The organism is Streptococcus sp. IsoGale021, from assembly GCF_031142795.1.
GTDB classification, from domain to species: domain Bacteria; phylum Bacillota; class Bacilli; order Lactobacillales; family Streptococcaceae; genus Streptococcus; species Streptococcus hominis.
This window is the reverse complement of record NZ_JAKZJH010000007.1, coordinates 70,994-97,664: the sequence shown is the minus strand read 5'-3', so window position 1 is coordinate 97,664 and position 26,671 is coordinate 70,994. Positions and strand designations below refer to the sequence as shown.

21 protein-coding genes and 1 pseudogene are annotated in these 26,671 nt (G+C 41.0%); 15 read left to right on the top strand and 7 right to left on the bottom strand.

What is annotated here, in order from left to right:
- Window positions 1-251: 251 nt before the first annotated feature.
- Window positions 252-2,531: a Xaa-Pro dipeptidyl-peptidase gene (locus RG565_RS06510; protein WP_247937447.1), complete on the bottom strand. Its 2,280-nt coding sequence runs from the start codon at window positions 2,529-2,531 to the stop codon at window positions 252-254.
- A 108-nt stretch (window positions 2,532-2,639) separates the two neighbouring features.
- Here RG565_RS06510 and gla point away from each other — a divergent pair, with 108 nt between their 5' ends.
- From gla to fni, 8 genes are all read left to right on the top strand, one after another.
- Entirely contained in the window at window positions 2,640-3,491 is an 852-nt protein-coding gene (gene gla, locus RG565_RS06505; RefSeq protein ID WP_247937448.1) for an aquaglyceroporin Gla, read from the top strand.
- A gap of 215 nt (window positions 3,492-3,706) precedes the next feature.
- The gene (locus RG565_RS06500; RefSeq protein ID WP_247937449.1) at window positions 3,707-4,972 is read left to right on the top strand and encodes a DUF308 domain-containing protein; all 1,266 of its coding nucleotides are present in this window, start codon (window positions 3,707-3,709) and stop codon (window positions 4,970-4,972) included.
- Window positions 4,973-5,053: 81 nt separating this feature from the next.
- Window positions 5,054-5,794, top strand: a complete 741-nt coding sequence (locus RG565_RS06495) for a CppA family protein (protein WP_247937450.1) — start codon at window positions 5,054-5,056, stop codon at window positions 5,792-5,794.
- On the top strand, window positions 5,791-6,726 hold the full coding sequence (locus RG565_RS06490) for a serine hydrolase domain-containing protein (protein WP_247937451.1): 936 nt from the start codon (window positions 5,791-5,793) through the stop codon (window positions 6,724-6,726). Before RG565_RS06495 ends, RG565_RS06490 begins: the two co-directional genes overlap by 4 nt.
- A 165-nt stretch (window positions 6,727-6,891) precedes the next feature.
- The gene (gene mvk, locus RG565_RS06485) at window positions 6,892-7,770 is read left to right on the top strand and encodes a mevalonate kinase (RefSeq protein ID WP_247937452.1); all 879 of its coding nucleotides are present in this window, start codon (window positions 6,892-6,894) and stop codon (window positions 7,768-7,770) included.
- The gene (gene mvaD, locus RG565_RS06480) at window positions 7,752-8,696 is read left to right on the top strand and encodes a diphosphomevalonate decarboxylase (protein WP_247937453.1); all 945 of its coding nucleotides are present in this window, start codon (window positions 7,752-7,754) and stop codon (window positions 8,694-8,696) included. The genes mvk and mvaD overlap by 19 nt, the downstream gene beginning before the upstream one ends.
- Complete coding sequence (locus tag RG565_RS06475; RefSeq protein WP_003041661.1) at window positions 8,689-9,684, top strand: phosphomevalonate kinase; 996 nt, start codon at window positions 8,689-8,691, stop codon at window positions 9,682-9,684. Before mvaD ends, RG565_RS06475 begins: the two co-directional genes overlap by 8 nt.
- A complete protein-coding gene (gene fni / locus RG565_RS06470) occupies window positions 9,685-10,701 on the top strand; it encodes a type 2 isopentenyl-diphosphate Delta-isomerase (RefSeq protein WP_247937454.1) in 1,017 nt (338 codons plus the stop codon). It abuts the gene before it with no gap.
- A 29-nt stretch (window positions 10,702-10,730) separates the two neighbouring features.
- Here fni and RG565_RS06465 read toward each other — a convergent pair whose 3' ends face one another.
- The 5 genes from RG565_RS06465 to pflB form a co-directional block, all read right to left on the bottom strand.
- Window positions 10,731-12,011 (bottom strand): hydroxymethylglutaryl-CoA reductase, degradative, encoded by a 1,281-nt coding sequence (locus tag RG565_RS06465; protein ID WP_070670836.1) that lies wholly within the window; start codon window positions 12,009-12,011, stop codon window positions 10,731-10,733.
- Between the two features lies 1 nt (window position 12,012).
- Complete coding sequence (locus tag RG565_RS06460) at window positions 12,013-13,185, bottom strand: hydroxymethylglutaryl-CoA synthase (RefSeq protein ID WP_247937460.1); 1,173 nt, start codon at window positions 13,183-13,185, stop codon at window positions 12,013-12,015.
- A 131-nt stretch (window positions 13,186-13,316) separates the two neighbouring features.
- Window positions 13,317-13,766: a threonine/serine exporter family protein gene (locus RG565_RS06455; RefSeq protein WP_152907032.1), complete on the bottom strand. Its 450-nt coding sequence runs from the start codon at window positions 13,764-13,766 to the stop codon at window positions 13,317-13,319.
- Between the two features lie 3 nt (window positions 13,767-13,769).
- Window positions 13,770-14,546, bottom strand: a complete 777-nt coding sequence (locus RG565_RS06450; protein WP_247937455.1) for a threonine/serine exporter family protein — start codon at window positions 14,544-14,546, stop codon at window positions 13,770-13,772.
- A 100-nt stretch (window positions 14,547-14,646) separates the two neighbouring features.
- The gene (pflB, locus tag RG565_RS06445) at window positions 14,647-16,962 is read right to left on the bottom strand and encodes a formate C-acetyltransferase (protein ID WP_247937456.1); all 2,316 of its coding nucleotides are present in this window, start codon (window positions 16,960-16,962) and stop codon (window positions 14,647-14,649) included.
- A gap of 248 nt (window positions 16,963-17,210) precedes the next feature.
- Between pflB and dinB the strand changes: the two genes are divergently transcribed.
- The gene (gene dinB / locus RG565_RS06440) at window positions 17,211-18,278 is read left to right on the top strand and encodes a DNA polymerase IV (RefSeq protein WP_247937457.1); all 1,068 of its coding nucleotides are present in this window, start codon (window positions 17,211-17,213) and stop codon (window positions 18,276-18,278) included.
- Window positions 18,279-18,543: 265 nt separating this feature from the next.
- Here the strand turns inward: dinB and RG565_RS06435 are convergent.
- A pseudogene (locus tag RG565_RS06435) lies at window positions 18,544-19,740 on the bottom strand (IS110 family transposase).
- 330 nt (window positions 19,741-20,070) lie between these two features.
- Between RG565_RS06435 and RG565_RS06430 the strand changes: the two are divergent.
- The 6 genes from RG565_RS06430 to RG565_RS06405 all read left to right on the top strand — a co-directional run bounded on the left by RG565_RS06430 (window position 20,071) and on the right by RG565_RS06405 (window position 26,637).
- Window positions 20,071-21,102 carry a S66 peptidase family protein gene (locus tag RG565_RS06430; RefSeq protein ID WP_247937383.1) on the top strand — a complete coding sequence of 344 codons (1,032 nt, stop codon included), beginning with the start codon at window positions 20,071-20,073 and terminating at the stop codon, window positions 21,100-21,102.
- 93 nt (window positions 21,103-21,195) lie between these two features.
- A complete protein-coding gene (locus RG565_RS06425; RefSeq protein WP_003029453.1) occupies window positions 21,196-21,639 on the top strand; it encodes a dUTP diphosphatase in 444 nt (147 codons plus the stop codon).
- Entirely contained in the window at window positions 21,599-23,017 is a 1,419-nt protein-coding gene (radA, locus tag RG565_RS06420) for a DNA repair protein RadA (protein ID WP_247937382.1), read from the top strand. The genes RG565_RS06425 and radA overlap by 41 nt, the downstream gene beginning before the upstream one ends.
- Before the next feature lie 207 nt (window positions 23,018-23,224).
- On the top strand, window positions 23,225-24,682 hold the full coding sequence (gene gltX, locus RG565_RS06415) for a glutamate--tRNA ligase (protein WP_247937381.1): 1,458 nt from the start codon (window positions 23,225-23,227) through the stop codon (window positions 24,680-24,682).
- 113 nt (window positions 24,683-24,795) lie between these two features.
- The gene (gene dapD, locus RG565_RS06410; protein WP_003039207.1) at window positions 24,796-25,494 is read left to right on the top strand and encodes a 2,3,4,5-tetrahydropyridine-2,6-dicarboxylate N-acetyltransferase; all 699 of its coding nucleotides are present in this window, start codon (window positions 24,796-24,798) and stop codon (window positions 25,492-25,494) included.
- 12 nt (window positions 25,495-25,506) lie between these two features.
- Window positions 25,507-26,637 carry an N-acetyldiaminopimelate deacetylase gene (locus RG565_RS06405; protein ID WP_247937380.1) on the top strand — a complete coding sequence of 377 codons (1,131 nt, stop codon included), beginning with the start codon at window positions 25,507-25,509 and terminating at the stop codon, window positions 26,635-26,637.
- The last annotated feature ends 34 nt before the right edge of the window (window positions 26,638-26,671 follow it).

Below are 26,671 nucleotides of genomic sequence, written 5' to 3'. Positions count from 1 at the left end.
TTATCACTATTTTAGACAAAAAGAAAACTACCGCCCATAATGAGTGGTAGTTTGGTGTACTCTATGCTACTGTATTTTTTGCCAAGATTTTGTCTTGGGTGCGTGAATGGTAGTGTTGGATAAAAAATCCTAAGGACTTAAAATCCTTTAAAATCAACTTTTTTGATGTTTACAAAAATTAAAAACAGTATGTTCAATTTTTGCATATTCATCATTGTTTTGGTTCTCCTTAATTTTCAAACATTAACATCTTATTTTACCATATCTGGCACATCTAAGCTAGAGTTTGCTAGGTCAATGGTTAAATGATAGTCAGTATTATCGCGGACGGTGTGCTCAAAGTCGGTTGTGTAAAGGACGAGGCGAAGTGTATCGCCTATTTTCATTTTGTAAATGGTTGGCTGCAATTCAAAAGAAAATTCCAACCATTGGTCTGGTGTGACTTCTTCGACGATTAGCAGATTGTTGCGGTTTTGCAGATTGAGAAATCCTTTTGTCACAACGCGATGCGGTGTCTCTTTGAAAGGCAATTCCATTAAATGATCCAGCATATAAAAGCGACCATTGTCCATGACTTTTGGTGCAAGGACGCCAGGAATTGGGGTGAGGCGTTTAGCTTGTCCAATATCTAACAGCTGTGCGGAAATCAAGCCTTTATCGGTGCTAGATTTAAGGCGCAGATTGAGCTTGACGGGGCCGTTAAGGAAAAGGTCTTTTTCTAAGGTGAAGTCAACGGTCACTTGATTGACTTTTCCGTCAAAGAGTTCATTTTTGAAGGTTTGATAAGTCTTGCTGAAACGCTTGTAGTCCGTCTCAGAGTAAGCATTTTGAATATCTTGAGTAGTACTACCTAGATTGAAATGAGTGTAGTGTTCTGGATTGCCGAAAGTCTCTAGTGACAACCAGCTTTGTGCTTGACTATTGTCTTGCCAGATTACGGTTGGCAATTTAAAGTGAGAATTGTAGCCTAGCAGTTTCTTGCTGAGAAGTGCATTCATGGACTCACGAAAGTCAATGGATTGCCAATTGTTCATGTAAACGTGAGCGCCGTTGTGGAAAAACAAATGCTTTTTGATGTTTTGTGGCAGGGCGTGGAACATGTTGTACACATTGAGCGGCTTGACATTCCAGTCTTGGGAGCCATGCGTAAAGACGACCTCGGCTTTGACCTTGTGCGCGTGAATCAGATAGTTGCGGTCATGCCAAAATTGATTGTAGTCCCCTGTTTTGCGATCGAGATTTTCTTTTAATGATTTGAGGCTCTTTTGATACTCGGCATTGTGACGAAGACGTTCGCCTGCTAGAAGATTGCGTGAGTAAGTTAATTCAGTCAAAGAGTCAAAATCTTCACCAGGATAGCCCCCAGGACTTGTCACCAAACCATTTTCACGATAGTAATTGTACCAAGAAGAAATTCCGGCTTCGGCAATAATAACCTCCAGCCCTTCTACGCCAGTTGTAGCTAGCCCATTTGACAGAGTTCCGAGGTAAGAGATTCCTGTTGTAGCAACCTTTCCATTGGACCAAGTGGCTTTGATTTCTCGTTGTCTGGTATGGTCTGTGAACGCACGACAGCGACCATTTAACCAATCAATAACATTTTTATAGGCTTCGATTTGATAATAATCTCCGCTCGTCATAAGCCCCTCAGAGTCCTTGGTTCCCACACCTGATACATATAAATTAGCAAAACCGCGTGGAAGCAAATAATCATTGAGCGTGTAAGTACCGATATGACCGAGTGTTTCTTCTGCTTGCTCCACCAATACTGCTTGACCTTGTGGTTCAACCAAGCAAACTTCAGAGTTATGGACGGTAATTTTTCCAGCTTCTTTTTTAACCAAATCCACATTCATGTTATAGAGCGCTTTGTCGCTAGCTTTGTCGTTGGTTCCTTGGTGATAAGGGCTGGCAGTCATAACGGCAGGAATTTGTCCGTCAAAACGAGGACGAATGATACTGACCTTAATCAAATCAGGCAGACCGTCTTCGTCGGTATCCACGCGCGATTCCACATAGACCACTTCGCGGATTGCGTTATGGCTAGTAAAAGTCGCAAGACTTTTACCATTGAAATAGTGGTAGGTATTGTCTTCAGGAATCAAACCGTCGCTCACTAGTTTATCAATCAAGAGATTGCCGTTTTTGGTGCGTGTGTTGAGCAACTGATAGAGATTTTCGATCAGATTTCCATAGGTAATGGGAAAGTTTACGTCCTTGCGGAATGTTTCTACATCGTCAAAGTCAACAAAGGGTACAAATTCCAGTAATTGAAAAGCAATTGTATAAAAAATCTCTGCTGTCAATTCTTGCTTGGACGTAAAAAAGCTGAGTAAGTCTGTATTTGAATTGGCAACTAAAGACTTTAAAGCATAGTCTGTATGTTTATAATTAAAAAAAGTTCTACGTACAAAAGTTTCTAAATTTTCTTTATCAGAATACTCTGGGTGGAAAGAAAATCCAATGCTTTCCATTTCAGCCAGCATTTTTTCGTTTGTTTCTGGTGTATAACTATACTGATTATAGCGCATATTTTTACTCCTTTTTTACATTTTGTCAAAAAATAACCTTTACATTATCCATTGTAACTGATAAAATAGGATTTGTCTAAAATTTTTTCATTAAAGAGGAGAACAAAAATGGATGTCACATGGACTGTGAAATATATCACAGAATTTCTTGGAACGGCAATTCTCATTATTTTGGGGAACGGGGCTGTTGCCAACGTTGAATTAAAGGGAACCAAAGGTCATCAAAGCGGCTGGTTAGTCATTGCAGTTGGTTATGGTATGGGGGTTATGATTCCTGCTCTTATGTTTGGAAATGTATCAGGGAATCATATCAATCCTGCATTCACACTAGGACTTGCGATTAGCGGATACTTCCCTTGGGCACAAGTTGCGCCTTACATTATTGCACAATTATTGGGAGCGATATTTGGACAAGCATTAGTAGTAGCAAGTCACCGCCCTTACTATTTGCAAACAACAAATCCTAATGCGATTTTGGGATCATTCTCAACTATTGTAAATACGGATGACGGAAGCAAGAAATCACATGCTGCTTCTATAATAAATGGCTTTGTCAATGAATTTATTGGTTCATTTATCTTGTTCTTTGCAGCAATGGCCATGACCAAAAACTATTTCGGTGCAGAAGTTGTTAAATATGCTGCTACTCGTGGAGTGGATGCTACTCAAATCCAAGGAAAAGTTGCAATTGGTTCTCACATCAATGCCGGACTTGCTGTTGCCCACTTAGCACTTGGTTTCCTTGTCATGGCATTGGTAACGTCACTTGGTGGTCCTACAGGTCCAGGTCTGAACCCTGCACGTGACTTAGGCCCACGTATTCTTCATTTTCTTCTTCCAAAATCAGTTCTTGGTGAGCACAAAGGAGATTCAAAATGGTGGTATGCTTGGGTACCAGTTGTATCTCCAATCCTTGCCGGTATTGCTGCAGTAGCACTTTACAAGATGATTTATGGATAAGTTGTCAAAAAAGAAACGGTTCATTACGAGCCGTTTTTTGATAACGAAGAGATAAGATTGAGCGAAAAATAGATAAGTGACTAGACGCTTGCCAATATAAAATGCTATACTAAAGAGTAAGGATAATAACAGTAACGGGAGTGAGACAGCAAAACTGATTTTTTGCAAAGTAGCAATTTTTGTCTCATTCCTGCCTTTTATTTGGGAGAGATGAAATGGAATTAGATAAACTAAGTGGGAGACGGACTCTATTGTTCGGTATTTTGGCGATTATTTTTGGCGTTATTATTATTGCAAACGGTGTTGATTTTACAAAATTTGCCCTAGATTTATTGGTCATTTACTTTTTATTTGTCGGAGTTATCAATCTTTTTTTCCGTTTCTTAGTGAAGAAAAATCGTATCAGTCTTGGTTCTGCCCTCCTCCATGTTTTGGTGGGACTGGTTGTTGGCTTTCTTAACCGTGCCAGCAATCTGCCAGTCAATATTGTCATTATTATATTGGGCTGTTATCAGCTGTGTACAGCGGCAATCTATGGTATTACATATCTTCTTTATCGGCAGAATAAGTTAAAAGGTGGTTTTCGTTATCTTTTTGATACCTTGCTTTATGGCGGGATTGGACTGACAACTGTCTTTTCTCCCAGCACGGATGGTAGGATGCAATTTTTGATTGTTGGTATTTATCTGATATTACTAGGCTTTTCTAATGTTCGAGATGGTCTTATGTTCAACACCGATGTGGAGAAAAAGCAACTTCGACGCCGTATTCGGATTAACCTGCCTATCATTATCGCTGCCTTTTTCCCAGCAGAGCAACTGAATCGCTTTAATCGTTTTTTACAAGGTGAAAAAAAGAAACCACAAAAGGTTTATAGTAGTATCCGAGACGAAGAAAAGCCCGTTGACTTAGAGGTGCTAATACATACGTCAGACCAGAATCTTTTTGGGATGATTGGACACGTTGATATTTGCTACAAAGGAAAAGTTATTTCCTATGGTAGTTATGATGTTTTTTCAGAGCGTTTATTCGGCACGATTGGAGATGGTGTCTTGTTTAAAGTAGATAAAGACGCTTATATTGACTTGTGCAAAGAAGAAAGCAAAAAAACCTTGTTTGGTTATGGGTTATCTTTGACAGATGAGCAAAAGCTAGCTGTGGAGAAACGGTTGGCTGAGATTGATGAGTTGTTGGAAGTGTGGGATCCACCGGCGGATCTGAAAGATGGTAAGCGCACGTATGCTTATAAATTGAAACATGAGTTGAATGCTCGTTTATATAAGTTTAAAACAAGTCGTTTTAAGACTTATTTTATCCTGTCTACCAATTGCTGTCTGCTAGCCGATAGCATTATCGGACAGGCTGGAACAGCCATTTTAGATATGCGTGGGATTATTGCGCCGGGAACTTATCAGTCTTACCTTCAATATGAATTTGAGTCGGCAAATGAGCTGGTAGTGGCACAAAATATTTATCAGTAATAGCACAATTTTTTCTATTTTTACATAAATATTTGTAAAATACACAAAAATTATTTAAAATAGAAAGGCTTGGAGGAATTTATGTGTTCAACAAATAAAATTGTAAATACGATACCAGTATTAAAAATCAATAATCGAAAAAACAATCTTGCATTTTATTGTCAAACTTTAGGAATGAAAAATTTGCTAGAGGAAGGAGCTTTTGTCAGCCTTGGAGATCAGACAAAAGTTGAAAAATTGCAGCTAGAGGAGTCGCCCAGTATGCGCACTCGCAAAGTTGTTGGGACTAAGAAATTAGCGAAAATTGTTATTAAAGTAGCCGATTCACGAGAAATTGAAGCACTTTTAGCGCGTGGCAGCAAAGTTGATTATCTTTACCAAGGTGATAATGGCTATGCTTTTGAAGCAACTTCGCCGGAAGGAGATACGTTTTTACTGCATAGCGAGGAAGATTGGACAACCTTGCAGAGAGTGATGATTGCACCAGCATTTACGCCGCTAGAGGATTTTGTAGGGCTCAGCCAATTTACTATAGAGCAGATTCACATCAATGTTCCAGATGAGGAAAAAGCAGTCACTTTTTATCAGGAATGGTTAGGAAATCAGTCTGTTCTAACATTCTCACAAGCAAGCGGAGCAGATTTATTGACGGAGAGTACTCAAACTTGGGATTTGGCAATGATTAAATTTACAGTTGAGCAATTTGATGTGGAAGCGTTGCGCGATTTATTGCAAGGAAGAGAAATTTTTGTTCCTAAATCGGGCAAATTTTTCCTGACCAAAGATGAGAGCCAAATTGAAGTTTGGATTGAAGCGGTATGAGTTCAAGCAAGATTCTCTCAAAAGTCGAAGAACAGATAGCACAACAAATCTATCCTGGAGCTAGCTTAGCTTTGTATACTCGTGGAGAGTGGCAAGAATATTATCTTGGTGAGAGTAATCCTGAGCGCAGTGAGAAAAGCCGAGCAGGACTAGTCTATGACTTAGCAAGTGTCAGTAAGGTTGTGGGTGTCGGAACGATTTTGGCTTTTCTATTCCATGAGAAAAAACTCGATTTAGATGCGCCTCTGACACAATATTATCCCGCTTTTCATGACAATTCTGTCACGGTAGGTCAGCTGGCTACTCACACATCAGGGCTAGATCCCTTTATCCCCAATCGAGATGCACTCAATGCGGTTGAATTGAAAGAGGCGCTAAATCATTTGAAAGTTCTTGATAGCAAGCGTTTTCGTTATACTGATGTGAATTTTTTATTGCTGGGTTTTATGGTAGAAGAAATTTTTCATTCTGCTTTGAGTGACATTTTTGAACAGAAAATTTTTCAGCCTTGGGGTATGAAAGAAACAGCGTTTGGTCCTGTCGCACAAGCGGTGCCAACGGTTTGCGGTGTGAAAGCAGGGATTGTACATGACCCCAAAGCGCGTGTGTTGGGCAGACACGCTGGTAGTGCAGGCTTGTTTTCGACAGTTCGGGATTTGAAGCTCTTTTTGGAGCATTATTTACAGGATGACTTTGCAGCAACTTTGACAAAAAATTTCTCAAAGGAGATTGGAAAAACACGCAGTCTTGCTTGGGATTTAGACAAAGAGTGGTTGCAACACACAGGCTACACAGGAACATTTATTATGTTTAATCGTTTGCAGCAGAAAGCGGTCATCTTCCTTTCCAACCGAACGTATGAGAAAGACGAACGTGCACAATGGATTTTAGACCGCAATGAGCTCATGGATTTGATTAAACAAAATCTGTAAAATGAAGACAGTTAGGATAAGAGCTGGATTTCCTGCTCTTTTTCGCTGTTTTAAAAGTTGAAATAAATTAGTTTGGAATATAAAAGGAATTGACTACTAACGATCGCTTTTTTCTATGAATTATATTAAAATAATAGATGAAGTATTGTGATGTAGAGAGAGAATATGACAAAAAAAGTAGGTGTCGGTCGGGCACATAGTAAGATTATTTTGATAGGGGAGCATGCCGTTGTCTATGGCTACCCTGCTTTGTCTCTACCTTTAACTAATATTGAAGTGACTTGTCGCATTTTGCCGTCAGATCATGCGTGGATTTTGTATGAGGAAGATACCCTTTCTATGGCGGTTTTTGCTTCTTTGGAATTTCTAGGGGTGCAAGAGGCTTATATTCGCTGTGAGATTGAGTCCATGGTGCCTGAAAAGCGCGGAATGGGTTCTTCTGCGGCAGTGAGTATTGCTGCGATTCGAGCTGTTTTTGACTATTATGAACAGGAGTTGGATAGGGAAACTCTGGAGATTTTAGCCAATCGGGCAGAGATGATTGCCCACATGAATCCGAGTGGTTTGGATGCTAAGACTTGCTTGAGCGATCATGCTATTAAATTTATTAAAAATGTTGGTTTTTCAGAGTTTGAGACGAATCTTGGAGCTTATCTTTTGATTGCAGACACAGGGATTTATGGGAATACGCGCGAGGCCATTCAAAAAGTTGAGCAGCTAGGAATGACCGCTTTGCCTTACCTTCATCAGCTTGGAAAATTAACCACTGAAGTTGAAGAAGCTTTGAAAGTAAAAGATTTAGAGAGAATCGGGATAGCTATGTCAGAAGCTCACCTCAGCTTAAAAAATCTAGGCGTGAGTTGCCCTGAAGCCGATCGACTTGTTGCCACAGCGCAAGAAAATGGAGCGCTTGGTGCGAAAATGAGCGGTGGTGGTCTAGGTGGCTGCATTATCGCTCTAGTGGCGAGCGAAGAAAAGGCTGTCAGTTTAGCCGATTTATTGAGGGAGAAAGGAGCGGTAAACACATGGATCGAAAGCCTGTAAAGGTGCGGTCTTATGCCAATATTGCCATTATCAAATATTGGGGTAAGAAAGATACTGTCAAGATAATTCCTGCGACGAGCAGTATTTCTTTGACCTTGGAAAATATGTACACAGAAACAACTCTGTCTAGCTTACCAGCGAGTGCCCAGTCAGATGAATTTTATATCAATGGTGTTCTGCAAGATCAAGCCGAACATAAAAAAATGAGTAATATTGTAGATCGTTTTCGTCCTCAAGGAGCTGGTTTTGTACGAATTGATACCAACAATAATATGCCAACAGCAGCAGGACTTTCATCTAGTTCGAGTGGTTTGTCTGCGCTCGTTAAGGCTTGTAATGATTTTTTTGAATTGCACTTGTCCACAAAAGAACTGGCGCAAAAAGCGAAATTAGCTTCTGGATCTTCTTCACGGAGTTTTTATGGACCGATTGCAGCTTGGGACAAGGATAGCGGAGAGATTTATTCAGTAAAGACAGATTTGAAATTAGCGATGATAATGCTGGTTTTGTACGATCAGAAAAAGCCGATTTCAAGTCGTGAGGGAATGAAACGCTGTGCAGAAACCTCCACGACATTTGAGGATTGGGTGAGACAGTCAGAAGAAGATTATAAAGCTATGCTGACTTATTTGTCTAACAATGATTTTGCTAAGGTGGGAGAATTAACAGAAAAAAATGCGCTTGCCATGCATACTACCACTAAGACAGCAACGCCAGCTTTTTCTTACCTGACCGAAAAAAGCTATGAAGCAATGGACTTCATCAAACAATTACGCAGTCAAGGAGAGCGTTGTTATTTCACTATGGATGCAGGACCAAATGTAAAAGTGTTGTGTTTGGAAGAAGATTTGGAGCATTTGGTGCCGATATTTGCAACAAAATACCGCCTCATTGTCTCTAAAACGAAGGAATTGCCAGATGACTAAAACAGTAAGAACATGTGGGAAATTGTATTTGGCAGGGGAATACTCTGTATTGACAGCGGGACAAGGCGCGATTCTGAAAAATATTCCGATTTATATGACGGGAAAAATTCATTTTTCTGAACGTTATCAGTTGTTTTCAGATATGTTTGAGCATGTTGTAGACTTGACGCCTGATGATGAGTACAGTCTCATTCAGGATACGGTTGCTGTTATGAATGAGTTTTTACAAAGTCAATCCATTTCACTACGTCCTTTTTCCTTAACCATTACTGGAAAAATGGAGCGAGGTGGGAAAAAAATTGGTCTTGGTTCTAGTGGGAGTGTCGTAGTTTTAACCATACGCGCGATAGCAGTCTTGTATGACCTAGCTTTATCTGCTGATGAAACTTTTAAGCTAGCAGCCTATGTTCTTCTTAAACGTGGTGACAATGGCTCAATGGGAGATGTGGCTTGTATCGCTTATGAAGATTTGATTTATTACCAATCTTTTGACCGCAAAAGAATAGCGGAGCAGATCAATGAGTCGCCCTTAAAACAGGTAATATCCCAAGATTGGGGATACGTCATTCGGAGGATTCAACCACAACTTACGTTTGACTTTCTTGTAGGCTGGACAAAAGAACCAGCTATTTCTAGAGATCTGATCAATCAGGTCAAATCAGCAATTTCATCCAGTTTTCTAACACAAACACAAGAAGAAGTTCTTCGACTGGAGAAGGCGCTGCTTGCTGGTGAGAAGGAAATTATGAAAGAAAGCCTAGAAAAGGTTAGCTACCTATTGGCGGAACTTAGCCCCGCTATTTACAATGAAAAACTGAGAGCTTTAAAAAGAGCCAGTCAAGGATTGGACTGTGTGGCAAAGAGTAGCGGTGCTGGCGGTGGCGACTGCGGCATAGCATTGTCTTTTGATTCGCAAGCCAGTCAAATCTTAGTGGAACGTTGGCAAAGGGCAGAGGTTGTCCTTTTATATAAGGAGAGGTGGGAATAAATGAGTGAAAATCGTAAAGACGAGCACATAAAGTATGCTTTGGAGCAAACCTCTGGCTACAACAGTTTTGATGACATGGAGCTTATTCATTGCTCGCTTCCTAAGTATGATTTGGACGAGATGGATTTGACGACGCAGTTTGCAGGCAAAGATTGGGAATTTCCGTTTTACATCAATGCTATGACAGGTGGAAGTGAGAAAGGGAAAGACATCAATCAGCGCTTGGCACAAGTTGCAGAATCCTGCGGTATTCTCTTTGTCACAGGCTCTTACAGTGCTGCCGTGAATAATCCAGCAGATGATTCTTATGCTGTCAGCAAAGACAAGCCCAACCTGCTCCTTGCCACTAATATTGGAGTGGATAAGCCGTATTCCCTAGGTCAGCAGGCAATCACAGACCTTCATCCTCTTTTTTTGCAAGTGCATGTCAATCTCATGCAAGAATTGCTCATGCCAGAAGGAGAACGCTCTTTTAAAACTTGTCGAGCACATTTAAAAGATTATGCTGAGCAAAGCACAGTCCCGGTAGTGTTGAAAGAGGTTGGCTTTGGTATGGATTTGGCAACGATTGAAACTGCTTATGACCTCGGTATTCGAACGGTTGATCTTTCTGGTCGTGGCGGAACGAGCTTCGCCTATATTGAAAACAGGCGCGGTGGCAATCGAGACTATCTCAATGATTGGGGGCAATCGACACTCCAAGCCTTACTAAATGCTCAGCCGATGATAGATAAAATGGATATTTTGGTGAGTGGTGGCGTACGTCAGCCGCTTGATATGGTGAAGGCTTTTGTGTTAGGAGCTAAGGCTGTAGGACTTTCACGCACCATGTTAGAATTGATTGAAATGCATTCGGTGGATGAAGTCATCACGATTGTAAACGGTTGGAAAGAAGATTTGCGCTTGATTATGTGTGCACTTGGTTGCCAAAATTTGCCGGAATTAAGACGAGTGCCTTATCTTTTGTATGGACGTTTGCGAGAAGCACAAGATCAACTAAATAAAGAAATCCGATGAGTTTTTTCACTTATCGGATTCTTTTTTTTCTATGATTTTTGACGAATGTTTTCTAAAATTTCTTGTGCTCTTTTGAAACTAAAATGTTTCTCAGAAATGAGTTGAGAAACCAGAAGAGCGATTTCTGTATCCTTAGCTCCTGCTAAAAGAGCGAGAGATTTGGCTTGTAGCTTCATGTGACCGTGCTGGATACCGGTGCTGACCAGGGCTTTTAGAGCCGCAAAATTTTGCGCTAAGCCGATAGACGCAATAATACTGGCTAACTCTTTGGCGGTTGGTTGTTTTAGCAAGTCAAAGCTAACTTCCACCGTAGGGTTGAGCCCAATGGAGCCCCCTTTGGTAGCAATGGGAAGAGGAAGCGTAATCTCTCCGCAGAGCGTTTGAGTAACTTCCTTGATTGACCAAGTAGTCAATCCTTGATAGGAACCATTTCTACTAGCGTAGGCATGCGCACCAGCTTCAATCGCCCGCCAGTCATTTCCTGTCGCTAATACGACAGCATCAATTCCGTTGAAAATGCCTTTATTGTGGGTGCTGGCACGATAAGGGTCTTGCTTGGCAAATTGGCTTGCCAGCACGATTTTTTTAGCAATGTCAATGGCTTCTGATTTATTTCGACTAAGAAAACGAAGATCAATTTCACAGGTGGCAGTTACTAAGGCTTCTGTTGCATAATTTGATAGAATTGCCATCAAGCTTTCACCGCCAGTCAACTCTTCTAATGGTGTTTTCAACGCTTCTAGCATGGTATTGAGGATATTGGCGCCCATAGCTTCTTGGGTGTCAACTGTTAGATAAACGACTAAAAATTCAGCTTCGCCATTTAGCCATTCTACACGTAAATCACGCGCACCACCTCCGCGGTTGACAATCGACGGGTGTGCTTGATTGGCCAGCTCTAGCAATTCTTGCTTGTGATTTTGGATATTTTTTATAGCCGCTTCAATATTTGCTACTTGATAGAGAGCAACCTGTCCAATCATTTGACGATTGTGAATAGTCGTTTTGAAGCCTCCAGAGCGCTTAATAATTTTTGCTGCAAAGCTAGCAGCCGCAACGACAGAGGGCTCTTCTGTTACGAAAGGTACCTGATAAACTTGCTCGTCTACCACAACATCAGGAACGAAAGAGTAGGGCAGAGCAAATGTCGCCAGAACATTTTCGCTCATTTGGTCGGCTGTTGAGAGAGGGAGCATGTGATTATGCTCAAGGTTTGTTTGATTATCCTCGTTTAGTAAGTGATAGTCTTTTAAAATTTGCAAACGTTCTTGAAGCGATTTTTTTGAAAAGCCCGTCCAACTTATCTTCATATTATTTTTCCACCTTGATGTATGTACGTTGGTGTTCTACGATTTCTGCTAAGGCAAAGTCTTGATTTTCATAGCCTGTAAAGCTAGCAGAGCCATTTTCATCTAGTTCTGCTTCTTCAAAAAATACCTTCTCATAATCTGGAATGCTCAGAGGTGTACGGCTGTCAAGTTTTTCCATACGATTGGCTTCAAGCTGCTGCTCAAAGCCTGCTACGAGCTGCCCACTAAAGATTTCTGATACAGCTCCGCTTCCGTAGCTAAAGAGCGCAATGCGGTCACCTGCTTTGAGTGTCGTACTATTTTCAAGCAGGGAAAGGAGACCTAAAAAGAGGGAGCCAGTATAAATGTTACCTACTTTTTGACTGTAAAGAATGGATTGCTCAAAATTTTCTTGCAGTTGTGCTTGTTGTTCGCTTGGCAATGTCTTATCCATGATTTTCCGCATACCTTTTAAAGCTAGCTTTGGATAAGGTAAGTGAAAACAAACTGCTGCAAAATCTTTCAAAGAGACTTGATTGCGCTTTTGGTACTCTGCCCAAGTTGTTTTTAGACTATCTAAATACTGTTGCGTAGAATACATGCCATTGACAAACGGCGTTGTGGAATAGTTTGGTCGCCAGAAGTCCATGATGTCTCGTGTTTGAGCGACATTGTCTTCATTGAAGGCTAGAATTCGTGGATGACTAGTGATGAGCATAGCTATCGAACCAGCGCCTTGTGTCGGCTCGCCCGGTGTTCCAATCCCGTATTTGGCAATGTCACTAGCGATGACCAAGACCTTTGAGTCTGGATGTTTTTCAACGTGTAGTTTTGCATAATCCAGTGCGGCAGTAGCACTATAGCATGCTTCTTTCATTTCAAAACTACGCGCAAATGGCTGAATTCCAAGCAAACCATGAATAAAAACAGCAGAAGCCTTGCTTTGGTCAATTCCAGATTCACTGGCCACAATTACCATGTCAATAGCCTGTTTATCTTCTTCGGCCAAAATAGATGCTGCTGCACTCGCTCCCATGGTTACAATATCCTCTGTGACAGGGGCGATACTGATTTCTTTTAATAAAAGCCCCTTACTTAGTTTTTCTGGATCAATGTTGCGTGCGGCTGCTAAATTTTCTAATTTTAATACATAGTTGGTTGTTGCAAAACCAATCTTATCAATTCCAATTGTCATCATTACCTCTATATATTTCGGTTTCATGTAAATATTATTCTATTCCATTTTATCATAATTCAAGTGGAAACTGAGAAAAAGACCATCTTAAGATAAGAAGGGTTTTAGACAGTTTGGTTGTTTTTGTTGAATTACGAAGAACGGTGTTTTTGCAGATAATGGTAGAGTCTGAGCACCACCGTACCACTTGCCATTCCAATTGAAATGACCAAGGCTAAAATCACTACCAAGGTAGCATTAACCATAGCATGACTATAATTTCCGGTAACAAAAAAGGCAGTTGTACGATAAGAAAGATAGCCCGGAACTAATGGAGCTAAAATGGCTAAGATAAAGACGACAGCAGGGGTCTTATAGAGAATGCTCAAAACTTGACTAATGCAAGATCCGATAATAGCTGCAATAAACGTAGCAATAATCACATTTGTTGGGCCTTTTAATACATAATACAAAAGCCAGATGAACATTCCAAGGATTCCTCCTGGGATTAACATACTTTTTTGAACATTTAAAACGATTAAGAACGTCACAATTGCAAGAAAACTTGCGGCAGCTTGTAGTAAGACAGTCAATGGATTCACCTTTTATTTCATTAGGACAAGAGCTACGGAAGTACCAGCTCCGAGTGCCAAAGTAATCAACAGCGTTTCAAAGATTTTGCTCATTCCGGAGTTGAGATGATTGGTCATCAGATCACGCACGGCATTGGTCAGAGCAATACCGGGAACAAAAGGCATGACAGCACCAGCGATGATTAAGTCAGTACTGGAAGGAAAGCCAGAATAGCGCGCCCAGATCTGTGCCAGCAGACCAAAAATAAAAGCTCCGGCAAAAGCTGTGACAAAAGGAATGCGCACGTATTTATTGACCGAAAGAGAAAAGGCAAAGCCAAAGAAGGTTGCAAGAGCAGCGCCGAGCGCATCATAGAGATTGCCACCAAACATGATAGAGAAAAAAGGGGCACTAATAGTAGCAGCAAGTGTCAGTTGCCTGTTTGTGTAAGGTGTTTTTTTCTTTTTTAGCTGAGTTAATTTCTCAAAAGCATCTTCAAGACTGATGTCCCCACTAACCAGTTCACGCGATACTTGATTGACATCGCATACCTTTTCAATATTGTAATTTGAATGAGTGATACGTTTCATCCGCGAAATGTTGGTGTTTTCAATTGAAAAGAAAATGGCAACTGGCATTGCGAGAGCATTACAATCTATAATCCCTTGAGAATGGGCAATCCGAATCATCGTATCTTCTACCCGATAAATCTCAGAGCCACTCTGAAGCAAAAGTGTGCCTGCTAACATCAAGACATCAACAGCTAGATTGAATTGTTCTTCCCTTTCTAAATTTCGTTTCTCCACCATTTCTATATCCTTTTCTTTTAACTAACAATAAGTCTATTATAGCATAAAAAAGAAGAAAACCAGCTGGAATTTCCAACTGGTTTTTGAGAATAGACTTGAATTAGCTAAGGGCATCATCCATTGAGAGAACTTCGTGGAAGACACGTTGAGTCAATTCAGTTTTTTGTTCTTTTGTAAGGTATTTAGTGTTGACACAGTAACCTGAGATACGAACGATAACATCTTCGCCATTCATAATCTTATCATAGACATCCTTCAAGTCCATAACGTTCAAGTTGACGTGTTGTCCTCCATTTTCAAAGTAACCATCAAGAATCGTTACCAAGTTATCTACCTGTTCTTCACGAGTTTTACCAAGGGCACGAGGTGAAACTTGTGTAGTGAGAGAGATACCATCTGCTGCATAGCCAAAGTCAAGGCTGGCTAGTGAGTTGAGGTTTTGCAACCAACCACCACGAGCTTTGTTAGATGGGTTCGCACCTGGTGAGAAGAATTCCAATTTAGATAAGTTCACTGAACCATCTTCGTTGAGATATACCCCTTTGTGGACCGGTGAGTTACCAGTTTGTTTAGAGTAAGCAACGTTCGAAGTGATAGTGAGAAGTGATACAGTCGCTTCTGCATTCTTGTAAAGTCTGTGGCTACGAAGGCGAGTTGTGTAGGCTTCAATCAACCATTCAGCCAATTCATTTGAGCGAGGGTCATCTTCACCCCAACGTGGGTAGTCACCAGTTGTTTCATAGTCGTAAATGTAGCCATTTTCATCGCGAATTGGTTTAACAGTAGCATATTTAATAGCAGCTAATGTATCAACTGTATTGGCAAATCCACAGATACCAAATCCCATGTTAGCACGTTGATGAGTTGGCAAGAAGGCCATTTGAATAGCTTCGTAGTTGTATTTGTCTGTCATGTAGTGAATGATGTTCAAAGCATCTACATAAGTGTCTGTCAACCAATCGAGTGATTTTTCAAAGTTTGCCTTAACAGTATCAAAGTCAAGGACTTCATCACGAATAGGTTCAATGTCAAATACTTTGTAATCTTTATGAACATCATCGTAACCACCGTTCAAACCAGTCAAGAGAGCTTTAAGGACGTTTACACGAGCACCGAAGTATTGGATGTTATGGCGTTGTTCTTCATTTTCTGGGTCAAGCGGAGACACACAGCAAGAGATACAGCTCATTTCGCCATAGCCATCTTTTGCCATTGTTGTCACACCTTCATATTGGATAGAAGAATGCTTGTGACTCATGTGCATGCAGTAATGACGGAAAGTGTATGGTAATTTATCCGTCCAAAGAACTGTCAAGTTTGGCTCTGGAGAGTTACCGATGTTGTCCAATGTGTTCAAGAAACGGTAATCCATTTTTGTAACACGGTGGCGACCGTCATTTCCCATACCAGCCATAGAAGTTGTGATGAAAGTTGGGTCACCTGAATACAATTCGTCATAAGCTTTTGTACGAGCGAATTTCACAGTACGAAGTTTCAAAACGAAGTCATCAACAAATTCTTGAATTTCTGATTCGGTGAAAGTACCACGAGCTAAGTCACGTTCTGCATAAATGTCAAGAACGATTGGAACACGTCCAAGTGAAGTAGCAGCACCGTTGACAACACGACAGACAGCCATGAAAGCAATGTTCACCCATTGAATAGCTTCTTTTACGTTCATAGCAGGTCTGCGAACATCAAGACCATAAAGGTCACCTAAGCGAACAACTTCTTTCAATGATTGGTATTGAAGGTTGACTTCTTCGCGAAGACGAATAGTTTCTTCATCAATGTCTGTCAAAGCGTTCCAATCTTCCACTTTTTCAGCCATCAAGTAATCTGCTCCGTAAAGTGCAAGACGAGCATAAACACCGATGATACGTCCACGTGAATAAGCATCTGGCAAACCTGTTACAGTGTGTGCGTGACGTGCGCGACGGATATTTGTTGTGTAGGCACGGAAAATACCGTCATTTACAGTTGTTACGTATTTTGTGAAGATTTCATGCATTTTAGGATCTGGTTCATAGCCATGTTCCTTCAAAGCAGTTTCCGCCATACGGATACCACCTTTTGGCATGAAGTTCAATTTGAACAATTCATCATTTTGGATACCATAGATTAATTCATTGTCTTTATCAATGTATCCAGCTGGAATGTCAGCGATTGAAGTAGCACGTGTATCCATTGGGAAACGTGTTTCTTCATAATGTGCTTTTGTGTTTTCGATAATTTTTTTAATGTGAAGAGAGCGTTCAGTTGGACCAGCTAAGAAACTTTCATCTCCATCATAAGGAGTGTAGTTTGCTTGTACAAAACGAGATACGCTAGCTTTTTCGCGCCAATCTTCCCCTTTGAAGCCTTCCCAAGCTTTGTCAAAAATATCCTGTGCTTCGACAACAGTTTTAACAACCATGTTTTTTTCCTCTTGTATCTTTCTAGTAACACAAATCTGTTACATTTATAAAATAAGTATAGCATATAGTAATCGTTTCCACAAATGGAATCTGGTCATAAAAGCACTTTCTTTTATAATACAGATTTAAAAACTAGCGTAAATTGTATTATATTTTTGAAAAATCAGCATATTTTCAAATATTTTGGAAAAAATAATAAAAATTGTATAATGGAAGAAAGAACAGAGTCAAGAAAGGAGCTGTATTGATGTTAATTTTTCCCTTAATCAATGACACATCTCGGAAAATCATTCACATTGATATGGATGCCTTTTTTGCCTCCGTAGAAGAAAGAGACAATCCAGCACTAAAAGGCAAGCCGGTCATCATCGGAGCAGACCCTCGTTTAACAGGCGGACGAGGCGTTGTCTCAACTTGCAATTATGAGGCGCGAAAGTTTGGTGTTCACTCAGCTATGAGCTCCAAAGAAGCTTATGAGCGTTGTCCACAGGCGGTTTTCATTTCGGGAAATTATGAAAAATATCAGGCAATCAGCCAGCAAATTCGAGCCATTTTTAAACGATATACAGATATGATTGAGCCAATCAGTATTGATGAAGCCTATCTGGATGTGACCAAAAATAAGCTGGGTATGAAATCTGCTGTCAAGATAGCCAAGCTAATCCAGCACGAGATATGGACAGAGCTTCATTTGACCAGTTCAGCTGGTGTGTCCTACAATAAATTTTTGGCAAAAATGGCTAGTGACTATGAAAAGCCTCACGGCTTGACAGTTGTTTTGCCAGAAGAAGCAGAATCCTTCCTTTCTCCAATGGATGTAAGTGAGTTTTACGGTGTTGGGAAGAAGACAGTGGAAAAGCTGCATGATATGGGCGTTTACACAGGAGCAGATTTATTAGAAATTCCTGAGATGACCTTGATTGACTTGTTTGGTCGATTTGGATTTGACCTTTACCGCAAGGCAAGAGGAATCAGTAATTCGCCGGTAAAAGTCAACCGTATTCGTAAGTCTAGCGGCAAGGAAAGAACTTATGGGAAATTGCTCCATAACGAAGACGACATAAAAAAGGAGCTGACCCTTTTATCACAAAAGGTAGCTCGTAGCTTAAAAAAGCATGGAAAATCTGGTAGGACGATTGTTCTGAAGATTCGCTATGCGGATTTTTCAACATTGACAAAAAGGCAGAGCTTAGCGACAAGAACGCAAGATGCGGAGCAGATTGAACGCATTGCACATGAGATTTATGATAGCTTGGACGAGCAGACAAAGGGTGTACGTCTTTTAGGAGTGACAGTGACAGGATTTGGGATGTAAAAAAGTTTGGAATGGGGAGTTCCAAACTTTTTTGGCTCTATAATTTCTGTAGTGGGTAACACCACTGCAGAGATTATGGAGCCATTTTTCTACCATTTGTCAAGCAATTCAATGTTTTTCAGTCAAAGAATTGATGATTGATTTGATTTTAATAGCTTATCCTAGCCCTTTTCGGCTCTTTTGATTGGAAAAAGAGTACACAAAATCAACACCTTATCTAGCTATTTTTTTCATAAGGTGTTACAATGATAGAGCATAGACGGCTTTAATGATTTTGGGTTAAAGTGTAATCGTAAAGTTTGTTATGCGTAATGAGGTAATACATTGTCCTTATGAGGCGATGCATTGAGGCAATCGTATGAGGCTTAGTTGAAGTCGTCTGCGATTGTCTTTTTCGTTTCTCATAAAAGTCCGCAATGTGGCAAGGATTGGTATGACTGGCCGAAGCAATGTTGTGAATGGTCTTGAAGAGAATCTTTCTGGCATAAGGATTGCCCCGCTTGGTGATATGTTCTTGAGCCAGAAAGTTTCCAGATTCGTAGTGTCTGAGATCAATTCCAATAAAGGCGTTGATTTGATTGGCAGACTAGACTGAAAACGGCGAATATCTCCTAATTCGCCTATGATAGAGGTGGCGGTTGTTTCAGCGATACCAGGGATGGAGAGAAGAATCTCGTATTCTGGTAGAGGTTTGGCCAGCTCTACCATTTTGTCTAAGATAGTCTGTCTGCGTTCGGTCAATCGTTGGAGTTCTCCTGCATAGTAACGAACCTCTTCAATCATTGGAGAGTTTTTCTTGGCAGCACAATAAGACTGTTTGGCTAACCCAATCAGTTTATCAACGAGATATTCCACTCGTTTATCAGAAATCCGCTTTGAAGTGGATTGGTGGATGATTTCGGCTAAGTCCTCCTCGGACAAGTCTAAGACGAAAGCTTTGCATGGGAATGCCCTCACCAGCTGCCAGTATTGTTCACCTGTTGGCGCTGATAAAATAGACTCTATTTCTGGGAAGGTTACTTGCAGTACTTTGTGAAGGCGGTTTTTAGTACGAACGGTATCCTCTGTCAGATTCTGATAGAAACGACTCAAATCCCGCAAGTCTTGATAAACCTCCTCTTGAACATAGGTCGGTTTACGATTGAGCACAAATTGAGATTGTGCTAGTTTTTCAGCGTCAATCTTATCTGTTTTACGAACTCGCAGGCTATCCAGTTGCTTCTTAGTTTCCAAAGGATTGAGCCGTGTATAAGTGTAGCCCTTTTCCTCCAGAAAAGCTTGGAGCCGCTCCTGTAGCTTCAAAAACAATCTCTGGTGTTTGGACTTGCTTCAGGTCTTCCAAGAGACGGCGGAATCCAATGGTATCGTTGGGCATGGTGTAGCCATGAACCGTCTCACTGTTGACTAAAATAGCCACCTCTGAACTTGCCTTGCTCACATCAATTCCAAACACAGTCCGCATGATAATTCCCTCTTTGTCTTGAATGATACCTTATTTTAGTGATGTCATTTTCAATACACGACGTCAAGCGTCCCACATACTTTGAACAGATTCCCACTAAAACAGGTGTCTTGCTAGTTTTTTGTACGACGTCTAGCGTCAAAAACACCCACGACTTAACAAGACACCTCTACTTTAACATAAAGAAAAAGCAGTAAGTACTCTCTCGTCGGAGATTTCCTCACTACTAATCTTAGTATGTTTTGTTTTGTGAATATTGGCCATTTAGCATTTTAGTTGATTGTATTTTGTGATATAATGATTCAAATTATCAGTAAGGGAGGAGATTAGATGATAAAGACGGTTGGAATCGTTAGTCTATCAAGCGGGATTATAGGAGAAAGTTTCGTTAGACATGAGGTTGAGCTGGGATTGAAGCGCTTGAAAGACTTGGGACTTGAAGTGACGTTTTTAGAGCACGCACAAAGAGGAATGGATTATCTGAAAGACCATCCTGAATCGAGAGCGCAAGATTTGATTCAAGCTTTTGAAGATCCTTTAATTGATATGATTTTATGTGCTATTGGTGGAGATGATACGTATCGATTGCTACCCTATTTGTTTGAAGATAACCAATTAAAAAAGGTTGTGAATCAGAAAGTATTTTTAGGTTTTTCAGATACTACCATGAATCACTTCATGCTCCATAAGTTGGGAGTGAAGACTTTTTATGGTCAATCATTTCTTGCTGATGTTTGTGAGTTAGAGGAAGAAATGCTGCCTTATACACTGTCATATTTTAAGGAACTGATTGGAACAGGAACTATCTCAGAAATCAGATCGAGTAATGTCTGGTATGATGAAAGGACAGATTTTAGTGAAAAAGCCTTAGGAACGAAGCGGACTCGTCATGAAAATCAGGGATTTGAATTGCTGAAAGGAAAAGCAACATTTGAAGGGGAAATTTTAGGAGGCTGTTTGGAGTCGCTCTATCAGATATTTGATGAAAGATATGAAGGTGCCATTGAACTGTGTGCTCAATACCAGCTCTTTCCTAGTCTTTCAGAGTGGGCAGGAAAAATTCTTTTGTTGGAAACCAGTGAGGAAAAACCAGAACCAATTTTATATCGAAAAATGCTAGAAGCCTTAAAGGCGACAGGGTTTTTTTCTGTTTTAAATGGTGTGCTTGTTGGAAAACCAATGGATGAAACTTACTATGATGAGTACAAGCAAATTCTGCTGGATGTCATTGATACGGATATTCCTATTTTGTATAATTTAAATGTTGGACATGCTACCCCAAGAGCAATTGTTCCTTTTGGGGTGAAGGCTCAAGTGGATGCCAACGAGCAAGTGATCCGATTTTTAAATGAACTGGAATAACTTAAAAAGTGCAGGTTGAAGAATGACCGGCATTTTGCGTGTTGTTTACGAATTTAGTATAATAGGGAAAGCAAAAGTAGAAAAGAGAAAAATATGGGAATTCGTGGTTTTGAGCTTGTTTCAAGTTTTACAAATGAAAATTTACTGCCAAAGCGTGAGACGGCTCATGCAGCAGGTTATGACTTAAAGGTAGCAGAGCGTACAGTGATTGCGCCCAAAGAGATTAAATTGGTGCCTACAGGTGTCAAGGCCTATATGCAGGCTGGTGAGGTGCTTTATCTTTATGATCGTTCATCTAATCCGCGTAAAAAAGGATTAGTTTTGATTAACTCTGTGGGTGTTATCGACGGGGATTACTACGGTAATCCGGGAAATGAAGGGCACATTTTTGCGCAAATGCAGAACATTACAGATCAAGAGGTGGTTTTAGAAGAAGAAGATCGTATCGTTCAAGCTGTTTTTGCGCCGTTCTTGCTTGCTGATAATGATGAAGCAGATGGTGTGCGGACAGGTGGTTTTGGAAGCACGGGGCATTAAGAAAGAGGAATCTATCATAGCCAAGAAAAAAGCAACATTTGTTTGTCAAAATTGTGAATATCATTCCCCCAAGTATTTAGGGCGCTGTCCTAACTGTGGGGCTTGGTCGTCCTTTGTCGAAGAGGTCGAAGTTACGGAGGTTAAGAATGCGCGTGTTTCTCTGACAGGGGAAAAAAGTCGACCGATGAAGTTAGCAGAGGTGACTTCTATCAATGTCAACCGTACCAAGACAGATATGGAAGAGTTTAACCGCGTCTTGGGCGGTGGCGTGGTGCCAGGAAGTTTAGTTCTAATCGGAGGAGACCCAGGTATTGGGAAATCTACCCTTTTATTGCAGGTTTCGACCCAACTCTCTCACAAAGGAACGGTCTTGTATGTCAGTGGGGAAGAGTCTGCCGAGCAGATTAAGCTGCGCGCAGAACGTTTAGGCGATATTGACAGTGAATTTTATCTCTATGCGGAGACCAATATGCAGAGTATTCGTGCTGAGATTGAAAAAATTAAACCAGATTTTTTGATTATAGATTCCATTCAGACGATTCTATCGCCAGAAATTTCTAGCGTGCAGGGGTCGGTTTCGCAAGTGCGAGAAGTGACAGCGGAGCTGATGCAGCTGGCAAAAACCAACAATATTGCCACCTTTATCGTCGGTCATATGACGAAAGAGGGCACTCTGGCTGGACCTAGAACTTTAGAACATATGGTGGATACGGTACTTTATTTTGAGGGTGAGCGTCAACATACTTTTCGTATTTTGCGGGCGGTCAAAAATCGCTTCGGCTCTACGAATGAAATCGGCATTTTTGAGATGCAGTCAGGTGGGCTGGTTGAAGTGCTCAATCCTAGTCAGGTTTTCTTAGAGGAGCGTTTAGATGGGGCAACAGGCTCTTCTATCGTGGTGACTATGGAGGGGACGCGTCCAATCCTTGCGGAAGTACAGGCTTTGGTGACACCGACCATGTTTGGCAATGCCAAGCGGACAACGACAGGATTGGATTTCAATCGTGCTAGTCTGATTATGGCTGTTTTGGAAAAGCGAGCAGGGTTATTATTGCAAAATCAAGATGCCTACCTCAAGTCAGCAGGCGGTGTCAAATTAGATGAGCCAGCTATTGACTTAGCTGTTGCCGTTGCAATTGCTTCGAGTTATAAAGATTTGCCAACGAATCCACAAGAATGTTTTATTGGTGAAATCGGTCTGACGGGCGAAATCCGCCGTGTCAATCGCATTGAGCAGCGTATCAATGAAGCTGCTAAGCTGGGCTTCACCAAAGTTTACGCTCCTAAAAACTCTCTGAACGGATTGAACATTCCCGAAACTATTGAAGTTATTGGTGTAACAACGATTGGAGAAGTATTGGAGAAGGTGTTTGGGTAAGTTAGTGTAACTGAGCATTGAATTGATAGGTGAGCCAGACAACGGACTCTACATTGCTAAGAAAATTCTGTAAATGATTGGAAGAATAATAAAGTTTCATCGTTTCTGTTATTTCTTTTCGACAACTATGTGGTATAATAGTAACGTTTGAAATAAAAACAGGTTTTTCCTGTTGAAAATATAAGATAAAAATTAGGAGACATAAAATTGGCGAATCAAATTCGTGTGCGTTATGCACCAAGTCCAACGGGACTGTTACACATCGGGAATGCGCGGACTGCGCTCTTTAATTATCTTTACGCTCGTCACTACGGCGGAACTTTTATCATTCGGATTGAAGATACTGACCGTAAACGTCATGTGGAAGACGGGGAGCGTTCGCAGTTGGAAAATCTGCGTTGGTTAGGAATTGATTGGGATGAGAGCCCAGAAACGCATGAAAAATATCGCCAGTCTGAACGCTTGGACATTTACCAAGGTTATATCAATGAGTTACTTGAAAAAGGCTTGGCTTACAAGTCATACGTGACGGAGGAAGAGTTGGCAACAGAGCGTGAACGTCAGGAAGCTGCTGGAGAAACACCTCGTTACATCAATGAATATCTGGGAATGTCTGAAGATGAAAAAGCAGCTTATATCGCAGAACGTGAAGCTAAAGGAATCGTTCCAACAGTCCGTCTTGCAGTCAATGAATCTGGTATTTACAAGTGGAATGATCTTGTTAAAGGTGAGATTGAATTTGAAGGTGGCAACATCGGTGGTGATTGGGTTATCCAGAAAAAAGATGGTTATCCAACATACAACTTTGCCGTTGTTATTGATGATCACTTAATGGAAATTTCACATGTTATCCGTGGAGATGACCATATTGCTAACACACCGAAGCAGCTCATGGTATATGAAGCACTTGGTTGGAAAGCGCCACAATTTGGTCATATGACCTTGATTATCAACTCTGAAACGGGTAAGAAATTGTCCAAACGTGATACAAATACCCTTCAATTTATCGAGGATTACCGTAAGAAAGGCTACTTGCCTGAAGCTGTTTTTAACTTTATCGCTCTGCTTGGCTGGAATCCTGGCGGTGAAAATGAAATCTTCTCTCGCGAAGAATTGATCCAACTCTTTGATGAACATCGTCTCAGCAAGTCACCAGCAGCTTTTGACCAAAAGAAATTAGACTGGATGAGCAATGAATACATTAAAAATGCGGATTTTGAAACTATTTTTGATATGGCGAAACCTTACTTGGAAGCGGCTGGTCGTTTGACTAACAAAGCTGAAAAATTGGTTGAACTTTACAAGCCACAAATGAAGTCTGTAGATGAAATCGTACCGCTCACAGACCTTTTCTTTGAAGATTTTCCAGAGCTAACGGCAGAAGAAAAAGAGTTTATGGCAGGCGAAACAGTACCAACTGTTTTGAAAGCATTCAAAGAAAAATTGGAAGCTATGAGTGATGAAGACTTCAAGTCAGAAAATATCTTCCCACAAATCAAGGCAGTGCAAAAAGAAACGGGTATCAAAGGCAAAAACCTCTTTATGCCAATTCGTATCGCTGTTTCAGGCGAAATGCACGGTCCAGAATTACCAGACACCATTTACCTGCTTGGACGTGAAAAATCTATTGAGCACATCGAAAATATGTTGAAAAACATCCAATAAATTTAACGAAAACATCACATGTGTTAAACTTGTGGTGTTTTTGCTTTATATGATGAAATGCTTGATTTTATGTTATAATAACTCTTAATACTAAATCGAAGTGAGGAATGCTTATGCCAGCTACTAAAATGACCGCACAGGAAATTATTCAGTTTATAGCGGATGCTAAGAAAAAGACAAATGTAAAAGTGACTTTTGAAGGAAAATTAGCGGGCGAAGTGCCGGATTCTGTTGTCAAATTGGGCAATGTTCTATTTGGTGACTGGGAAGAAATTAAACCTCTTTTGGTTAACCTAGAAGAGAATAAAACCTATGTGGTGGAGCAGGATGCTCGGAATTCTGCCGTGCCGCTGTTAGACAAGCGCGAGGTCAATGCTCGGATTGAGCCAGGAGCTATTATCCGTGACCAGGTGGAAATCGGTGATAATGCTGTGATTATGATGGGAGCCGTTATCAATATCGGAGCTGAAATTGGTGCTGGAACGATGATTGATATGGGAGCCGTTTTAGGTGGTCGAGCTATTGTTGGAAAAAACAGTCATGTGGGTGCTGGGGCTGTTCTTGCCGGTGTTATTGAGCCAGCCAGTGCTGAGCCAGTTCGCGTGGGAGATAATGTTTTGATTGGAGCCAATGCTGTCGTTATTGAAGGAGTGCAGATTGGCAATGGTTCTGTCGTCGCTGCAGGGGCTATTGTGACGACAGATGTGCCAGAAAATGTTGTTGTAGCTGGTGTGCCAGCGCGTGTGATTAAGAAAATTGATGAACAAACCCAGCAGAAAACAGCATTGGAAGACGCTCTTCGGACACTTTAAAGAGGGAAATGTATGATTGATTATCAAAAAATTCGCCGAGACTTGCATCAAATTCCGGAAATTGGGCTGGAAGAGTATAAGACTCATGCCTATCTGATGAGAATAATTGATGAGTTGACTGCTGGCTTGGATTTTGTCGAGATTCGGACCTGGCGTACGGGAATTTTGGTCTTTGTCAAAGGCAGTACACCTGCTAAGACGATTGGCTGGCGGACAGATATTGACGGTTTGCCGATTGTTGAGGAGACAGGGTTTGCCTTTGCTAGTCAACATGAGGGACGGATGCATGCCTGTGGGCATGATATGCACATGACAATCGCTCTGGGTTTGTTGGAGAAATTAACTACTGAGCAGCCTAAGAATAATCTACTTTTTCTTTTCCAGCCAGCTGAGGAAAATGAAGCTGGGGGTATGCTGATGTATGAAGATGGAGCCTTTGGCGATTGGTTGCCAGATGAATTTTATGGGCTTCATGTGCGACCTGACCTCAAGGTAGGAGATATTGCTACGAATACTAGTACACTTTTTGCAGGGACTTGTGAAGTTAAATTAACTTTTAAGGGCAAGGGTGGTCATGCTGCATTTCCACATAATGCTAATGACGCTTTGGTAGCAGCTAGCTATTTTATCACTCAGGTTCAGACCATTGTGAGTCGCAATGTAGATCCGATTGAAGGAGCTGTCGTCACCTTTGGTGAATTCCATGCTGGAACAACGAATAATGTGATTGCTGAAACTGCCTTTCTGCACGGAACCATTCGAACAATGACGCAGGAGATGAATTTGCTCACTCAAAAACGCCTGCGGGAAATCGCTGAAGGAGTAGCCCGGTCTTTTGGTGTAGAGCTTGATTTGGAGCTGAAACAAGGTGGTTATCTTCCTGTGGAAAATCATCCTGAATTAGCTGCTCAATGTATGAACTTTTTCCAAAAAGAAAGTGACGTGCACATGATTGATATTTCACCCGCAATGACCGGTGAGGACTTTGGTTATCTGCTCAGTAAAGTCAAGGGTGTGATGTTCTGGTTGGGAATTGATAGTCCTTACGCGCTTCATCATCCTAAAATGGCGCCAGATGAAGCAGCCTTGCCTTTTGCCATTGAAAAATTTGGGAAGTTTTTAAGTGCAAAAGTTAATGAATAACGGGCTGGGAATGTTGATAATATTTCTGATCGAG

Coding starts and splice junctions, on each gene's coding strand:
- RG565_RS06510 (WP_247937447.1), bottom strand. CDS start 2,531: ATGCGCTATAATCAGTATAGTTATACACCAGAAACAAACGAAAAAATG.
- radA (WP_247937382.1), top strand. CDS start 21,599: ATGGTGTGCGGACAGGTGGTTTTGGAAGCACGGGGCATTAAGAAAGAG.
- RG565_RS06475 (WP_003041661.1), top strand. CDS start 8,689: ATGACTAAAACAGTAAGAACATGTGGGAAATTGTATTTGGCAGGGGAA.
- RG565_RS06500 (WP_247937449.1), top strand. CDS start 3,707: ATGGAATTAGATAAACTAAGTGGGAGACGGACTCTATTGTTCGGTATT.
- dapD (WP_003039207.1), top strand. CDS start 24,796: ATGCCAGCTACTAAAATGACCGCACAGGAAATTATTCAGTTTATAGCG.
- RG565_RS06490 (WP_247937451.1), top strand. CDS start 5,791: ATGAGTTCAAGCAAGATTCTCTCAAAAGTCGAAGAACAGATAGCACAA.
- RG565_RS06430 (WP_247937383.1), top strand. CDS start 20,071: ATGATAAAGACGGTTGGAATCGTTAGTCTATCAAGCGGGATTATAGGA.
- dinB (WP_247937457.1), top strand. CDS start 17,211: ATGTTAATTTTTCCCTTAATCAATGACACATCTCGGAAAATCATTCAC.
- gla (WP_247937448.1), top strand. CDS start 2,640: ATGGATGTCACATGGACTGTGAAATATATCACAGAATTTCTTGGAACG.
- mvk (WP_247937452.1), top strand. CDS start 6,892: ATGACAAAAAAAGTAGGTGTCGGTCGGGCACATAGTAAGATTATTTTG.
- fni (WP_247937454.1), top strand. CDS start 9,685: ATGAGTGAAAATCGTAAAGACGAGCACATAAAGTATGCTTTGGAGCAA.
- RG565_RS06465 (WP_070670836.1), bottom strand. CDS start 12,011: ATGAAGATAAGTTGGACGGGCTTTTCAAAAAAATCGCTTCAAGAACGT.
- RG565_RS06425 (WP_003029453.1), top strand. CDS start 21,196: ATGGGAATTCGTGGTTTTGAGCTTGTTTCAAGTTTTACAAATGAAAAT.
- RG565_RS06460 (WP_247937460.1), bottom strand. CDS start 13,185: ATGACAATTGGAATTGATAAGATTGGTTTTGCAACAACCAACTATGTA.
- RG565_RS06495 (WP_247937450.1), top strand. CDS start 5,054: ATGTGTTCAACAAATAAAATTGTAAATACGATACCAGTATTAAAAATC.
- RG565_RS06405 (WP_247937380.1), top strand. CDS start 25,507: ATGATTGATTATCAAAAAATTCGCCGAGACTTGCATCAAATTCCGGAA.
- pflB (WP_247937456.1), bottom strand. CDS start 16,962: ATGGTTGTTAAAACTGTTGTCGAAGCACAGGATATTTTTGACAAAGCT.
- RG565_RS06450 (WP_247937455.1), bottom strand. CDS start 14,546: ATGGTGGAGAAACGAAATTTAGAAAGGGAAGAACAATTCAATCTAGCT.
- mvaD (WP_247937453.1), top strand. CDS start 7,752: ATGGATCGAAAGCCTGTAAAGGTGCGGTCTTATGCCAATATTGCCATT.